This window comes from Microbacterium protaetiae, assembly GCF_004135285.1.
In the GTDB taxonomy this organism is placed as follows: domain Bacteria; phylum Actinomycetota; class Actinomycetes; order Actinomycetales; family Microbacteriaceae; genus Microbacterium; species Microbacterium protaetiae.
The window spans coordinates 1941912-1957096 of record NZ_CP035494.1 but is presented as its reverse complement, the minus strand read 5'-3'; the positions used below and the strand labels follow the sequence as shown (position 1 = coordinate 1957096).

Here is a 15185-nt window from a genome sequence, read left to right as displayed (position 1 = left end):
TGCGGTGGTGACGGATGCCGCATGCCGACCTCGCCTCATAGCGGGAGCCTGACGGTATGAAGACGTTCTTGCAGACCCTGTCGTTGGCTGTGGCCTCCGCCGTCACGGCCGAGTTCCTCCTCGGCGACCAGTACCTCGGCGGCACGGCGCCCGCCGGGCAGCAGATCGCCGAGCTCATCCTGTTCACTGCCTTTTACGGCTCCGCCGCGGTGCTGATCCGCGAGCTCGCGCGCCGGGCACGGATCGGATGGCCCGGCATCCTCCTGCTCGCACTCGCGTTCGGCGTGCTCGAGGAGGGCGTGCTCACCCAATCCCTGTTCAACCCCGATTACGTCGGCGCGCACCTGCTCTCGTACGGGTTCGTGCCGTGGCTCGGGACCGCCGGCCCGTGGCTCGTGTTCGTGCTGACCCTGCACGTTGTGTGGAGCATCGGGTCGCCGATCGCCGTGATGGAGGGTGCCTACGGCGACCGGCCGTGGATCCGGCACGCCGGCTGGCTGGCCGTTCCCGCCGCCCTCTTCGTCTTCGGCGCCACGGCGATCCTCGCGTTCTCCGGGCTGACGTCGGGTTACTGGGAGACTGCGGCTGAGCTGATCGTGAGCCTGCTCATCGTCGCCGCGCTCGTCGTCGGGGCGTTCGTGGTGGTGCCACGGGTGCAGCGGCGACGCGAGCGCGTGCAGGGTACCGGCGCGGGCACCCGGAACCGCCGGCACGTGGGCTACGGCTGGGCGTTGCTTGTCGGCATCGTGCTCAGCTCGGCGTTCCAGTTGCTCGACCAACTGCCCCACGAATACTCCGCCTGGATCGCCACCCTCGCGCTGCTCGTCGTGCTCGGGATCGGCATCACGTTCGCCGTGCGCCTGCGTCCGGATGCCGTGGGCTTCGCCTCCGGCGCGATCCTCACCTACGGCTGGGTGGGCCTGGTCAACGGGGCGCGGGCGGGCACGCCGGCCGTGATCGAGCAGGTGGTGCTCGTGGCGATCGCACTTGCGGTGCTGGCGGTGGTGGGGGTGCGCCGCGTGCGTGCGGAAGGCTCGAACACGGTCTTCGGCTGAGACGGCGCGAGGGCGGCGGTACGGCCCTCGCGCCGTCGACTCAGACCCGTCTTGCGGAGGCGGTCGCTTTGTCGGTCAGTTCCCCGGCGGACTGTGAAGCCGGATCGACGTGGCCCGCCGTCATCGCCTCTTCCTCAAGGTCGCCGGCGCGCGGGGTCGTCATGGACGAGGCATCCGCCTTCTTCCGTCCGCGCATGAGGAACGTGAACAGCAGGGGCACGACGCTGAGCGCGAGCACCCACCAGAACGTCGCGTTGAACGCCGACAGCGCCTGCGGTGTCGTGGCCGCGCCGGTGAGGAAGTGCTGAAGGATGACCGCGATCACGGTGACCCCGAACGGCGCGCCCACCTGCTTGACGATGCTGAACGCGGCACTGCCGCGCGGCGTCTCCTCGTGGCTGAGGCTTGCGAAGGCGAGCGTCATGAGCGGGAGCGAGACCGCGGCCATCCCGAAGCCCTGCAGGAACTGGCCGCCGAGGAGGATGACGTCTCCGCCGCTGACTCCGGCGAGGGCGAACGGAAGGATGCCGATCATCGAGACGAGCACGCCGCCGGCGATGACGAACCGGGTGTCGACGCGTCCGGCAACGTGACGGTTGACGAGGATGAAGCACATCGTGCCGAGCCCTTGCGGAATGAGCAGCAGTCCGGTCGTGAAGACCGACTCACCGCGGATCTGCTGGTAGAACAGCGGCAGTAGGAACATCAGCGCGTAGAGCGAGAATCCGGCGACGAACGTGATCACGCTGCTGAACGCGAAGCTGCGCCGCGCGAAGAGGCGCACATCGATCAACGCGCCGTTCTTCGCACGCAGGGAGCGCAGCACGAAGGCGGCGATGAACACGACGCCGAAGACCATGGGGAGCCAGGCGCCTGGGGCGGCGAATCCGTTTGTGCCCGCCGCCTGGCTGATGCCGTAGGCGAGCGCGACGACGCCGGGCGTGAGCAGTACGAGCCCCGCGATGTCCAGCGACCGAGCACTGTCCTTCATCCCCACAGGCAGGAAGATCGACGCTAGCACGAGCGCCACGAGGCAGATCGGGATGTTCACGAAGAACAGCCAGTTCCAGCCGACGGAATTGAGGATCGAGCCGCCGATGAGCGGCCCGAGGATGGGGCCGAGCTGCGCGATGAACCCGATTGTCGCGATCGCACGCCCGATCCTTTCCTTGCCCGCCGCCCGAGTGATCAGCGTGATTGTGACGGGAAGCACCATTCCGCCGCCGATGCCCTGCAGCACGCGGAAGACGATCAGCGACGGCAACGACCACGCGAAGCCGCACAGCAGCGAGCCGACCATGAAAACCGCGACGGCGGACATCCAGACGCGGCGCGTCCCGAAGCGCTCGCACGCCCAGCCGGTCACCGGGATGACCGCGACGTAGGCGAGCAAATAGCCGGTCACCACCCATTGGGTGTCGGCGACCGTGGCGTGGAACGACATGTGCAGATGGTCGAGCGCGATGTTGACGATCGTGGTGTCGAGGATCGTGGTGATCGCACCGAGCACCAGCACCAGCGTGATCAGGTTCAACCGGCGCTGGGACACCGGGTGCGCGGTGCCGACCGGAATCGGAGTGGTTGTGGTCATGCCGCTCACACTACACCGTGCAGTGTAGTTAGTAAACCCATCGGTGTAGGATGCTTCGAGGGAGGCATCGGATGGCCGTGACGGCGCGCGAGAAGACGGTTCGAGAGGGTCAGCCGGGCAAACGTGCCGCGATCCTCACCGCCGCCCGCGAGCTCTTTCTGCGCGACGGGTTCGAGCGCACCAGCATGGATGCCGTCGCCGCGCAGGCGAAGGTCTCCAAGCGCACGGTCTACGACTACTACGGCGATAAGGAACGTCTGCGTGTCGAAGTGATCGATGACGCGGGCGAGTCTCTCCTGCGGTCGCTGAAAAGGGCGCTGGCCAAACATCTGTCCGATGAGGCACCGATCAGTACCGCCGATGTGCTGGAGCAGGCGCTGCTCGCCTTCTCGTTGGAGATCGGTACGACCATCATCGGGTCGACCGACTACGCGACTGTCTTCGCTCTCTCAGGCAAGCAGCGTGCCGAACAGCCCGAGCTCATGAGCCGACAGCTCTCCACCGCGCCCGAGGACGCCGTCGCCGAGCGCCTCGCACACTTCCACGAGGTGGGAATTCTGGATGCACCGGATGCGCGCACGGCGGCCGACCACTTCAGCGCACTCACCTTGCTTCTGGCGTACAACAACCAGCCAGACCCGGCCGGTGTCGACCCCGCCGACGTGCGCCGGACCATGACGGCAGGTGTTCACGCCTTCATGCGCGCGTACGCGCGCCGGTCCTGATGGGACGCGTACCAACCCGCCTGGGGGGACTCGCCCTGCGACGGCTGACACAATCCACGCATGGTCAGCCCCGGCCGGCTCGACGCCAGCCGCTGCGGGGCCGGCGGACCCGGCATCCACCCCCGTCGCCGCACTCGTCCGCTGAGGGTTCATCTGACGGATGAGGGAGCGGACTTTTCCTACCCTTCTTCCGTCAGATGCACTCTCGCCGACGCCCAGCCGCCTTGTACGTATATGTACACTATTGTACAATTAGGTACATGGCCGTTGTCAGCGCAAGCACCGCCCGGCAGACGCTTCCCCACCTGCTCGATCGCGTGGGCGAGGGCGAAGAGATCGAGATCACCCGACACGGGCATGTCGTTGCCGTCATCGTCAATCCGACCGCACTGGCGGCCCGTCGAGCCCGCCGCGCATGGGAATCCGCCGACGAGATCGGCGAGCTGCTCGAAGCCGCACGCGCCCGTCCTGTGCGGCGTGCCGTGCTGAGCGCGGGGCGTGCCGACCAACTCGTCGCCGACGTGCGACGTGGACGCGCCGCGCGATGACGGAGCTCATCGCCTTCGACGCCGATGTACTGATCTATGCCGCCGACCGTGCGCATCCCCTGGGCACCAAGGTCGTGCGATTGTTCGAACAGTCCGGTACGCCCGCCGGCATCGGTTCCGTGCTGCTGCTGCCGGAGATGCTGGCCAAGCCGCTGCGCGCCGACCCGCATTCCGAAGAGGTCGCCGCCCTCGCAGGCGTGCTGAGCCGCCTGGACCTGCGCCCATTCGACGAGCAGACGGCTCGCCTGGCCGTTGCGCTCTCGGTGGCGTATGCGCTGCGTGCCGCCGATGCCGCACACCTCGCCACCGCCGTCGCCGCGGGCGCGGATGTGTTCCTCACCAACAATCGCAAGGACTTCTCGCCCACGATCTCTGAGATCGACATCGTGTATCCCGCAGACCTGTGAGGTCGGCGATTCAAACCGCGGCGCCGCAGACGAATGGCGACGCAGTACGGGATCCCGCGGCCCGAGCGCGCCCGTCACCGGCCGCGCTCGGGCAGAGCGGCGTTCAGCCGGGCGACGTCGACGGCGACCCGGGTGTGGGCACGCTGCCCTCGGCGACCGCGCACGACATCCATGCGATTCCCGTCGAATACCCCGAGGCTCGGGATGTCTGAGCGAGGGCCGCGCACGATGAACCGCTCGCGCGAGGGGGCGTGCAGTCTCGTATCATCGATCGGGATGAGTGATTTCGGTGCCGATGATCCGGACCTGTTGATCGAGCGGGTGCGGTTGCAGGTCGAGCAGGCGCAGGAACGTGCGCGGGCGGCGCAGCAGATGCGTGCGCAGGTCGAAGCGGTGCGCGGGAAGGCGTACTCGCAGCGACGGGAGCTGTCGGTGACGGTGGACGCGTCGGGCCGGCTGGTGGATGTGGAATTGTCGGATGCCGCGCTTGAGCTGCGGGCGCGGGACCTGTCCCGGCTGATCGTCGTCACCGCGCAGGAAGCGGCCCGCGACGCCGGGGCGCAGGCGATGGGGCTGGCCGCGGCCGCGTTCGGGGACGACTCCCCCGTCGTTTCGCGGCTGCGTGACGAGGTACAGGCACGCACCGGCGCAGAGCACGAGGAGTGACCGGTGGCCGATCAGATAGCGCTCGACCATGACCTGATCGTCGCGCACGCCGCCCGGGTGCGGCAGGTATCCGCCGACGTGCAGGTGGCGCGGGATGCCGCGTCGGCGACGAATATGTCCGGGGGCGCGTTCGGGGTGATGTGCGCATTCCTGATCCCCCCGGCCACCCTGGTCGCCACCGCCGCGCAGGCGACGATCACTGCAGCGCAGGGGCTTGTGGACCGGTCCGCGACCGAGATCCGAGGGGTCGCCGACGACATGGCCGCGTTCGAGGACGACCTGGCCGCCTCGATCCGGCAGATCGAAAGCGCGCTGGGCAAATGACCGGCAACCCGCTGGTGGCCGCCGCGGTCGATCACACGTCCCCGTTCGCGGGCACCCTGCTGGTCGAAGACGGGGAACAACTGGTCCAGGCGGTGAACTCCGGCGACTGGGTCTCGGGAGGGATGGCCGCCTTCTCCGGACTTCTCGACACCGCAGCGGCCGTCTCCGACCCGCTCGGCTCTCTGATCGCCGCGGGCCTGGGCTGGCTGATCGACCACGTCGAACCCCTCAAAGGCTGGTTCAACGACCTGACCGGCAACGCCGCCGAAGTGCAGGCGTTCGCGCAGACCTGGGCCAACATCCACACCCAGATGGAAGCGGCCGGCACCGAACTGCACCGCGTGCTCGGCGACGTGGACGACCTCGCCGGACAAGCCATCGACGCCTACCGGCGGTTCCAACAAGACACCGCGAAACACCTGACCGCAGCCGGCACCTGGGCCGGAGCATTCTCCACCGGGCTGAACATCGCCTCCATGATCGTCCAAGCCGTCCACGACCTGGTCCGCGACGTGCTCTCCCAACTGGTCGGCTCCGCGATCTCCTGGGCCTCCGAAGCCGTCTTCACCCTCGGTCTTGCCACCCCCTGGATCATCGAACAAGTCAGCACCCGGGTCGCCTCCTGGGTCAGCAAAGTCGGCAAATTCATCACCCGCCTCCTCGAATCCCTCAAAGCCCTGCGCGGCCTGCTCGACCAACTCAAACCCCTCCTCGACAAAGCCAGCGAACTTTTCGGCAAACTCCTGCACGGCAAAGGCCCCGGAGGACGTGACATCCCCGACGAGCCGAAGAAGCCGTCGATCCACGACGTCCGAAACCGCAGTTCGCTGTCGGACGCCGACTTGGAGAGCTTCCTCCGGACGAACTACGGCGATGACGTCGCCGATGCCTTCGCCAAAGACGGCACGATTCCCGACGACGTGCAGATTCCCAAGGACCCGTCCGTCCTGACCCCCGACGGAAAGATTGATTGGTCACAGGTGCCGAAGGGCGGCTACAAACTCGATGGCGATGGCGATCCGATCAAGCAACCCCACAATCCGCAACCCGGCGAGGTGGTTGACAGATATGGCCCATCAGATGGCCGGTACACGTCACCCGTACCCGAGAACGGTCCCTACACATATGACCAACGATCGCTGCCTTACGTTGAGAACCCGAATCACTATCACCAGTACGAGTTCAACGACGACCTCAACTCGGTGAAGGCACGATACGATCAGGCCCCTCCGGACGTGCAGGCACGTGTGGACGACCTGATCGACAAGGGCTACTACTCCTTCGGCCAGCAGGCATCGCGGGGCCCCATCGCGGATGGATTCGGCGTTCCAGGACAGGGCGTGCAGGACGAGCTGCCGCTGCCCGTTGATGTGTTGATCGATCTCGGCATCCTCTCGGAGAGGACCCCATGACGCCCGCGACCGGCATTGACCGTGCCCATACCGGCGCGGTGAGCGTCGACGATGCCTTCCGGGCGTATGCCGCAGAGCGCCTCACCGGCGCCCAATGGTTCCCGGTCACGCGCAATGCCGACGCGTCGTCGACGACGATCCGGCAGAGCGACACAGGTCTCGTCGAACTCGTCGACACCGACGAGCGCGGCGCCGAGTACCCGAAATCGACGACCTGGTTCGCTGATGAGTCGCTCGCGCTCCTGGGCCTTCTGGCCAGGCGACGCATGGCCGAGTCGGACGCCCCCACGTCGGCCGAGACCGATCGCTTCATGCAATCCGCCGATGTGCCGGCCCTCGCGATCGAGCAGCCGCAGGTGGTCCTCGATCTGCCCGTCCTCGTCCCTTACGACGACCCAACCGCTTTCACGATCCACCTGGACGACGACCGCAGAGTCACCGTGGCAACCGGCTGGCAGGGCCTGGAACGTGCCGGACGAGCCGACGTACCCCGCACGATCCTGCCGTTGAGCGCACTGGTTTCGGCCGGCGACGTCTACGGCATCCGCGTGTTCACCCGCCATGGCGAGATCGAGGTCGATTCCTCCTCACTCGCCCGCCTGCGCGCACACGCGAGCGACCAGGGATCGGTCCTCTCGTTCGGGCCCGCTCACGTGGGCACGCAAGGCTCGCGTGATGAGCGGACCGCCGCCATGCGCACGCTGCCCACCCGACAGGGACTCGACTGGTTCCCACGCACCGGCGTGATGCGCACCGACGATCGCGCGGGCATCGCTCGCCAGGGTGACGCCTGGGTGGCCTGGCCCGCCTCGTCTGCTCCCTCTGTGACGGTGCATGCAACCGAAAGCAGCGCACTCGCCGCCCTCATCGCCTACACAGAACGCTGAGAGAGCAACCGAAGCCATGGCACGTTTTTGGATGGATGAGTCGGGACGACGGCTGTCCCGCGAGCCGGTTCCTGCCGGTGCGGAGGTGTGGGACCTGTACGGCACCCTGCGCACGCGCTACGTGTACCTCGTCGAGAACGGTGTGCCCGCGGCATACCAGACCCGATCCCTGCCCTGGCAGGAGAACCCCTCGGCCTATCACCAGATTCTCGTGACGGGTGACTGCCAGCGCATCCACGACGCCTACCTGCGTTCGACCGACGCCGCGTTGCGGCAAGATCTCGAGGCCCTCGTGGAGATCGGATACTACGCGTGGGACTCACCGATCTACGCCGGCACCGTCGCACCCGCCTTCGGTGACCCCGGCGGGGCCACACAGCTCACCCTCCCACTGCCGTTGGAGTTCTACCTGCGGCTGGGCCTGGTCCGCGAGTTGGATCTGGGGGATGCCCGATGAATCGAGACGCCGTCGCAAGCGACCTCACCGCCCGCGGGTACACCGGGTTCGTGCTGCTCGGAGACCCCCGATCGCAGACCAATGTGGTCGTGCTTGCGCAGAGCCGCAACGGTTGGGTCACCTACATTCAGGACGAACGTGCACAGCTGCTGACGCCGTCGGTGCGCGAGTTCGCCGGTGAAGACGACGCGCTGGCCGACTTCGTCCACCGGGTCGAGGTCTGGAACCGCCTCACCAGCGTGCGCTGACGCCCCCGACGGCACATCAATCTGCCGAGAGAACATCATTCCGCCGGAAATCTGATGTTCCCTCGACAACATCACATGACCTCGGCGGCGGGACGGTTGAGGGGTAAGAGCCGCTCGGGCCTGAACCCGTACCCGACCATCCGTGCGACCAGCGGCCTGATCGCCGGCAGCACGAGGCGCATGACGGTGCGCTGACGGCGCGTCGGCGGATTGTCGATGATGCGCGAGGGTACGCCCGCCGAGATGAGGCCGTGCGCACGGCGCTGAATCGCCTGCATCGCGGCGGTCGGCCACGTTCGGCGCCGCTGCACGGCGGCGCACGCCTCATCGAGGGCATCGTCGCCGACCCCCTTGACCGACCCGCGCGGGCGCAGCACCGGGATCAGCACGTGCGCCGCGGCCACCGCGTCTTGTACGGCATAGTTGATGCCCACCCCGAACATCGGCGACATGGCGTGCGCGGCATCCCCGATGCACAGCGCCCCGGGGCGCCACCATTTCTCCAGTCGGTCGATCTGCACATCGAGGTGTTTGATGTCGTCGAGCGATGCGATATCGCCGACGACGTCGGCCAGCCGCGGCACCACGCGCGCCACCCGGTCGCGGAACGCCTCGAGTCCGTCGGCACGGATGCCCTCGAGCGACCCCTTCGGCACGAGAAGCGCGCACTGCAGGTACTCCGGCCGCGGAATCGTGATGCACACGCCCGCGGCGTTCGCCCACGCAAGAGTGTCGGGCAGCGGCTGCTCGGGGCGCGGCACGCGGAACCACAGCACGTCGGTGTCGACCGGGATATCGCGCGGCGCCAGCCCGAGCGCGCGACGCACGGTCGACGAGCGTCCGTCGGCGGCGACGACGAGCCGCGACTCGATGCTCTCGCCACTCGCGGTGGTGACCCCGGCGATGCGCCCGTCGCGTTCGATGACGTCGGTGACCTCATCGCCCATACGCAGATGGAACGACGGATGCTGCGCCGCGGCATCCGCCAGCAGGTCCAGAAGATCCCACTGCGGCATCAGGGTCACGAACCGGTTCGGCGGCGGCAGCGTGGTGAAGTCGACTGCGTGGATGCGGATGCCGTTGAGCACGACATCCAGCTGCGGCAGCGGCGCGTGCGGCACGGCCTCGAAGCGGGCGCGCAGCCCGAGCGCGTCGAGCAGGTTCAGGGTCGAGGGGTGCACGGTGTCGCCGCGGAAGTCGCGGAAGAAGTCGTCGTGCTTCTCGCACACGACCACGTCGACGCCGGCGCGCGCGAGCAAGAGGCCGAGGAAGACCCCCGCCGGTCCCCCGCCGGCGATGCACACGTCGGTGCGCGTGCTCATGCTCGCGCTGTCGCTTGTGGTCGCGCTCTCGCTCGTGCTCACGCTCGCAGAATACCCGCGGCGCACGCCGGGCGCAGGCCGCGGCCGTTCAGAACTCAGTCCATCTCCACGCCGAACCCCCGGAATACGCCGGTTTCGGCGTCCGAACGCACGAATAGGCTGAGTTTTGAACGCCGGCACCGCGCGCGGCGTGCACCACGCCGCCAGCCGCGGCCCGTTCAGAACTCAGTCAATCTCGACGTTGAACCCCCGAATGCGCCGGTTTCGGCGCCCGGCGACTCGAATGGGCTGAGTTTTGAACGCCCGCGGTGCCTACACCCGCGCCGGGCCGGGTGCCGACGCGGCACGGGTCGGCCTGGTTGCCCGTGAAAGCGGTTTCTCGATAGGGTGGGCGCACCGGATTCTCGATTTCGAAGGACAACGATGACCTCGCTTCCCTGGCTGCGCGTGAACGGCACCGACATCGTCGACGAGCACGACACACCCGTGCGCCTGGCCGGCGTGGGTCTGGGCGGCTGGATGAACATGGAGAACTTCATCACCGGCTACCCCGGCAACGAGTCGGGCATCCGTCGCGCGCTGCGCGAAACGATGGGCGAGCAATCGTACGAGGCGTTCTTCGACGAGTTCCTCACCGTGTTCTTCGATGAGGCGGATGCCGCATTCCTTGCCTCACTCGGCATGAACTCGGTGCGCATCCCGGTGAACTACCGTCACTTCGAAGACGATGCCCGGCCCTTCGAGCTCAAGGAAGAGGGCTTCGCCCGGCTCGACCGCGTCATCTCGCTGCTGGCCGCGCACGGCGTGTACTCCATCATCGACCTGCACGCCCTTCCCGGTCGGCAGAACCAGCACTGGCACAGCGACAACCCGACCCACCTTGCCGAATTCTGGAACCATCCGCACTTCCAGGATCGCGTCGTGCACCTGTGGGAGGCCCTGGCCGACCGATACAGGGACCGCCCCGAAGTCGCCGGCTACAACCCCATCAACGAACCGGCTGACCCGACCGGTGAGGTGCTGCCGGTCTTCTATGATCGGCTCGAAGCGGCGATCCGCGCTGTCGATCCACGCCACATCCTCTTCCTCGACGGCAACAAGTACTCGACCGACTTCAGCTTTCTCGAGGGCCGCGCCGAACCGCTGCCGAATGCTGTCTACACCGCACATGACTACGCCCTGCCGGGCATCACCAGCGCCACCGAGTATCCGGGCACGACCCGCGGCGAGTACTTCGACCGTGGCGTCGTCGAGCAGACCTTTCTGCGCCGCACCGAGTTCATGCGTCGCACGGGAACCCCGATCTGGATCGGCGAGTTCGGCCCGGTCTACTCCGACGACCGCTCGCAGGACGCCTGGCGCTACCGCCTGCTGCAGGACCAGCTCGAGATCTACCGTGACCACGGCGCGAGCTGGGCTCTCTGGACTTACAAAGACATCGGCTTGCAGGGGCTGGTATGCGCGGACCCGGCCAGCGACTACCTGACGCTGACCGCGACCGACCGCGAGACGAAGCGGCAGCTGGGCATCGACTCGTGGGGCGGATCGGATGCCGGAGTCCGCGACATCCTCGACCCGATCGATGCCGTGTTCGACCGCGAGTTTCCCGGCTACGCACCGTGGCCATGGGGTCGACAGCCGCACATCGCCGTGCTGGTGCGCCACATCCTGCTGGCCGAGCCGCTGGCGCAGCGCTTCGCCGAGCGCTTCCGCGGCGTCTCACCCGAGCGAGCACGCGAACTCGCCCGCGCCTTTCGCTTCGACGCATGCGCCGAGCGCACGGGGCTGACCGCGCTGTTGAAGGACCACCTCGCACGGGAGTGAGCGGGATGCCGCGGCTCACGGCCGAGACGGAACCCCCAGCGCTCACGGCCGAGGCGGGATGCTGCGGCTGACGGCCGAGGCGGAACGCCGCGGCTCACGGCCGAGGCGGAACCCCACGACCCACGGCCGAGCCAGGACGCCACGGCTCACGGCCGAGGCGGAACCTCACGACTCACGGCTGAGGCGGGACGCGACGCGTCGTGACCGAGCCGAATACCCTCGGCGGGCCGTCGCGGCGATCGACCCGCTCAGAACTGCGGCGGCACGAAGCCGATGCGGGTGCGCGTGCCGGGCCGGGCGCCCTCGATCGCCACGCGCTCGTTCGGCTCGAGCGTCAAGGCCACCTCGCCGTCGGGCGTGATGAGCGCGCCGGCCACGGGCGCGGCATCCACGCACACAACCCCGCGAACAGTGCCGACGCGGTCGGTCTCTACGCGCCATCCGCGCGGAAAACGCAGCACCTCGGCGCCCGCACGCAGCACCTGCACGCTCTCGTCGTCGGCGGCCAGCTCCCAGTGCGCGTCGTCGATGCTCCGCGCATAAGCGCTCGCCTCGGCGGCGCCGTGGGCGAGCCTGGTCGGCGCGAGCCCGGTGAACCACACCGCGCCGTCGGGGCGGGGAAGGATGCCGCACGACCGCTCGATCGCATCGAGGAAGAACAGCAGCGCCGGAGAGTACGCCTCGGTGAACCCGGCCTCGCCACTCCACGGATCAAGGCACTGCGCAAAGCGATCGGCCACTGCGAGCGCTGCCAGCACCGGCTGCGTCGCCAGAGCGAGTTCGGCCACCCGGCCGTGGTGCTCGAACGCGTGCGGCGCGCGGATCATCGTGAGCATGTTCACCGGCCCACCCCACGAATTGCGGCGGAAATCGTGGTCGAATCGCGGATCGTCCATCGCCAGCGAGGTGAACCCGTAGTGCGAGAGGAACGCGCGCGTGTTCATGAGGTGGCGCTCGAGCGCCGCCGTGAAGAACGCGTCGTCACCGATCTCGCAGGCCAGCACGCGCAACAGCACGTCTGAGGCGATGCGCACCTGGCCACCGGCGCCGTCGCGGTCGAAGAACAGGCCGGTCGGCTCGTCATGGCACTCGCGCCACAGGGCCGCTTCTGCGGCATCCGCCCTCTGCTCCCAGAGTTCGCCAGGCTCGCCCGATTCGCGCGCGATGTGAGCGAGATAGCGGCGCTGGCAGGCGACGTTGGCGGTCAGATCCGGCGCGATGTAGGGCAGCAGCGGCGCAGCCGGATCGTACCGGGCGGCATCGCCGTGATAGCAGCGGTCGGGCACGAACCAGAACCGCGGCGAGAGGTCGTGACCGGTGTCGAAGGTGCAGAAGGCCTCGACCGCGCCGGCGCCACGGGTGTCGCGGTGCGCGGCCAGCCAGGCGTCGTTGCGGCTCATCGCCGCAGACATCTCGCCGAGAAACGCCTCGTCGCGCCCGGTCAACAGATAGTGGTTCCACACGCTGCGCGCGAGCGGAGTCACGGTCTGGATCTGCGTGAACGCCGGCCCGTCGGCGGTCACCTTGTAGGGCAGCAGACCATCGGCGCGCTGGTGTCGGGCGAACTGCACAAGCGTCTCGCGGGCCAGGGCGGGCGCAAAGCGCGTGAGCACCTCGGCGCTGATGGTGCCGGTGCTCTCCAGCCAGCTGCCCGCGTACACCCCACCCTCGCTGAGCACCGCCGGAGGCGCGGCATCCACTCGCCAGACGCACTGCTCCAGTTCGGCGACCGCTGTCTGCCAGCGTTCGTGCAGCGGACCGCCGACGGCGGCGAAAGCGACTCCCTGTTGCGCGAGCGCACGGGCGACAGGGGTGTGCGGGTGGTGGATGCCGCGCAGCCGGCGCAGCGCCTCATCGCGTGCGGTCATCGCCAGTCCTGTCTCTGCCGTGTCTCTGCCATGTCTCTGCGGTGGCTCTGCCGTGTGCTGCCGTGTCTCTACCGCGTCGCTGCCGTGTCTCTACCGCGTCGCTGCCGTGTCCTGCCGCATCCTGCCGTGCCTCTGCCGTGCGTCTGCCGTGTCCTGCCGGACACAAACGGGTGGGCGGACCGTCGCCGGCCCGCCCACCTGTTCTGAGACCGGACTCAGCCCTGCGCGAGGTCGGCAGTGAGCTTGCTCACGAACTCATCAGCGGCTTCCTTCGGCGTCTTCTTGTTGAACAAGACGTTGGCTTCGCCGTCTTGCGCGTACTGGTTCATGTTCGCACCGCCGTTGGGCTGCGGCGGCGCGACGGTGCCGGAATCGAGCGTCTTCTGCACATATTCGGCCGCGGTCTTGCTCGCGCCCTCGAGAAGAGGCGTCACGACGGCTGCGGCATCGGGGTTGAACGGCACGCCACGGGTGTCCTTGATGAGCGTGAGCGCGTCGGGCTCGTTCAGGAACCAGTTCATGAGCATCGCGGCCGCCGCCGGGTGCTTCGTCTGCGCGTTGATCGCCCAGAACGCCGAGGGCAGCAGTGCGACGCCGGTCTTGTCGGTGTCGGTGGGCGGAGTGAGCATCAGCGTGTCGCCACCCGCCTCGTACGAGCCGATCAGGTTGCTGTATCCGAACGTGATGGCGGCCTGTCCTAGCGTGTACAGCTGCTGGTCGGGGGTGAGCGACCATCCGGCCGTCACGACCGACGGGTCGGGCAGGCCCTTGCCGTCGCGCAGCTCGACCTCGTTCTGGTACCAGTCGGCGATGGTGCTGGCATCGGTGGCGAGCTTGCCGTCCCAGTCGTACATGCCGTATTCGGTCTCCTGGCCGACGTACGTGCCCAGGATGTCGGCAATGCGCAGGTCGAGACCGTAGATGGGCTTGCCGTCGTCGGTCTTCAGGCCCTTCGCCCCGATCTTGTTCGCGTCGTCGATGAGGTCCTGCCACGTCCAGCTGTCGTCGGGAACGGGCACGCCGGCCTTCTCGAAGATGTCCTTGTTGACGAACGCGGCCGTGGCGTTGCCGCCGGTGGGCAGGCCGTAGAGAGTGTCGTTGACCGTCGCGTTCGTCAGCGAGAAGTCGGGATACTTGGCCGTCTGGACAATGTCTTTGACGCTCGACAGGTCGAGCAGTGCCCCCGCCGAGCCGTACTCCTGAGGCTTCGCGCCACCGAGCGCGAACACATCGGGCGCCGTCGTGCCGCCGCCACCGAAGTCGGTCGCGAGACGGTTGAACAGGTCGTCGGGGCTGCCCACCGGCGTCTGCTTGACGGTGATGTTCGGGTATTTGGCCTCGAACTTGTCGATGACCTGGCCGAACAGCGCGGCACGGGCATCGTCACCCCACCACGACATCTCCAACGTGATCTTCTCGTTCGGGTCGAACGTCGGCGCGGAATCGGAACCTCCGCCGCCGCCCTTCGATCCGCCCGCACAGCCTGCCAGGGCCAGCGTCCCGATCAGGGCGACGCCGATCGCCGCCTTGCCCGGGAGTGAACCGGTGATACGCCTCATCGCGCCTCTTCTCTTCAGGGTGGGATGCCACCTCGATGGTGCTGTGCCGCCGCAGGAACGGGTCGGCGGCCGCGATCGCCCGCAAGGTGCGAGAAACCGCTTTCACGGGAAATTAGCATGGGGCGACAACAAAGTCAACGCCAGATCGGGAATTCGCGGCGTCGCTGCCGGCTCGCGGGCCTGTGCTCGCGCTGCTCGGTTCCGCACCCGCGCATGTAAATCGCATACGCGAACGCAGAATCCGACAGCGCGAACCGCCCAGGCCGCAGCACCCGCGCCCCCGCGCTACCCC

Annotated in this window: 15 protein-coding genes; 11 read left to right on the top strand and 4 right to left on the bottom strand. The window is 68.0% G+C overall.

Translation table 11 applies throughout. The annotated features are described in order from the left end of the window. Positions 1-56 precede the first annotated feature (56 nt). Positions 57-1055 carry a hypothetical protein gene (locus tag ET475_RS09165; protein WP_129388940.1) on the top strand — a complete coding sequence of 333 codons (999 nt, stop codon included), beginning with the start codon at positions 57-59 and terminating at the stop codon, positions 1053-1055. A gap of 40 nt (positions 1056-1095) precedes the next feature. Here ET475_RS09165 and ET475_RS09160 read toward each other — a convergent pair whose 3' ends face one another. Further along, entirely contained in the window at positions 1096-2646 is a 1551-nt protein-coding gene (locus ET475_RS09160) for an MDR family MFS transporter (protein WP_129388937.1), read from the bottom strand. Between the two features lie 71 nt (positions 2647-2717). Between ET475_RS09160 and ET475_RS09155 the strand changes: the two genes are divergently transcribed. The 9 genes from ET475_RS09155 (at position 2718) to ET475_RS09115 (ending at position 8320) form a co-directional block, all read left to right on the top strand. Then, positions 2718-3371, top strand: a complete 654-nt coding sequence (locus tag ET475_RS09155; RefSeq protein WP_129388934.1) for a TetR/AcrR family transcriptional regulator — start codon at positions 2718-2720, stop codon at positions 3369-3371. A 260-nt stretch (positions 3372-3631) separates the two neighbouring features. Beyond that, positions 3632-3919, top strand: coding sequence for a type II toxin-antitoxin system Phd/YefM family antitoxin (locus tag ET475_RS09150; protein WP_165310856.1), 288 nt, complete (start codon positions 3632-3634; stop codon positions 3917-3919). Next, positions 3916-4326: a PIN domain-containing protein gene (locus ET475_RS09145; RefSeq protein WP_165310854.1), complete on the top strand. Its 411-nt coding sequence runs from the start codon at positions 3916-3918 to the stop codon at positions 4324-4326. The genes ET475_RS09150 and ET475_RS09145 overlap by 4 nt, the downstream gene beginning before the upstream one ends. A gap of 276 nt (positions 4327-4602) precedes the next feature. After that, a complete protein-coding gene (locus tag ET475_RS17850; RefSeq protein ID WP_165310852.1) occupies positions 4603-4992 on the top strand; it encodes a YbaB/EbfC family nucleoid-associated protein in 390 nt (129 codons plus the stop codon). 3 nt (positions 4993-4995) lie between these two features. Beyond that, positions 4996-5316, top strand: a complete 321-nt coding sequence (locus ET475_RS09135; RefSeq protein WP_129388922.1) for a hypothetical protein — start codon at positions 4996-4998, stop codon at positions 5314-5316. Beyond that, on the top strand, positions 5313-6728 hold the full coding sequence (locus ET475_RS09130; protein ID WP_129388919.1) for a TNT domain-containing protein: 1416 nt from the start codon (positions 5313-5315) through the stop codon (positions 6726-6728). Before ET475_RS09135 ends, ET475_RS09130 begins: the two co-directional genes overlap by 4 nt. Further along, positions 6725-7615: a hypothetical protein gene (locus tag ET475_RS09125; protein ID WP_129388916.1), complete on the top strand. Its 891-nt coding sequence runs from the start codon at positions 6725-6727 to the stop codon at positions 7613-7615. Before ET475_RS09130 ends, ET475_RS09125 begins: the two co-directional genes overlap by 4 nt. A 16-nt stretch (positions 7616-7631) precedes the next feature. Then, positions 7632-8072: a TNT domain-containing protein gene (locus ET475_RS09120; RefSeq protein WP_165310850.1), complete on the top strand. Its 441-nt coding sequence runs from the start codon at positions 7632-7634 to the stop codon at positions 8070-8072. Next, positions 8069-8320 carry a hypothetical protein gene (locus ET475_RS09115; protein ID WP_129388910.1) on the top strand — a complete coding sequence of 84 codons (252 nt, stop codon included), beginning with the start codon at positions 8069-8071 and terminating at the stop codon, positions 8318-8320. The genes ET475_RS09120 and ET475_RS09115 overlap by 4 nt, the downstream gene beginning before the upstream one ends. A 71-nt stretch (positions 8321-8391) precedes the next feature. Here the strand turns inward: ET475_RS09115 and ET475_RS09110 are convergent, their stop codons facing one another. Continuing rightward, a complete protein-coding gene (locus ET475_RS09110; RefSeq protein ID WP_242497574.1) occupies positions 8392-9684 on the bottom strand; it encodes an FAD-dependent oxidoreductase in 1293 nt (430 codons plus the stop codon). A 381-nt stretch (positions 9685-10065) separates the two neighbouring features. On the opposite strand from ET475_RS09110, the gene ET475_RS09105 reads away from it, so the two are divergent. Further along, positions 10066-11466: a glycoside hydrolase family 5 protein gene (locus tag ET475_RS09105; RefSeq protein WP_129388907.1), complete on the top strand. Its 1401-nt coding sequence runs from the start codon at positions 10066-10068 to the stop codon at positions 11464-11466. A 248-nt stretch (positions 11467-11714) separates the two neighbouring features. Here the strand turns inward: ET475_RS09105 and ET475_RS09100 are convergent, their stop codons facing one another. Then, on the bottom strand, positions 11715-13334 hold the full coding sequence (locus ET475_RS09100) for an MGH1-like glycoside hydrolase domain-containing protein (protein ID WP_129388904.1): 1620 nt from the start codon (positions 13332-13334) through the stop codon (positions 11715-11717). A gap of 215 nt (positions 13335-13549) precedes the next feature. After that, complete coding sequence (locus ET475_RS09095) at positions 13550-14893, bottom strand: ABC transporter substrate-binding protein (protein ID WP_129388901.1); 1344 nt, start codon at positions 14891-14893, stop codon at positions 13550-13552. Positions 14894-15185 lie beyond the last annotated feature (292 nt).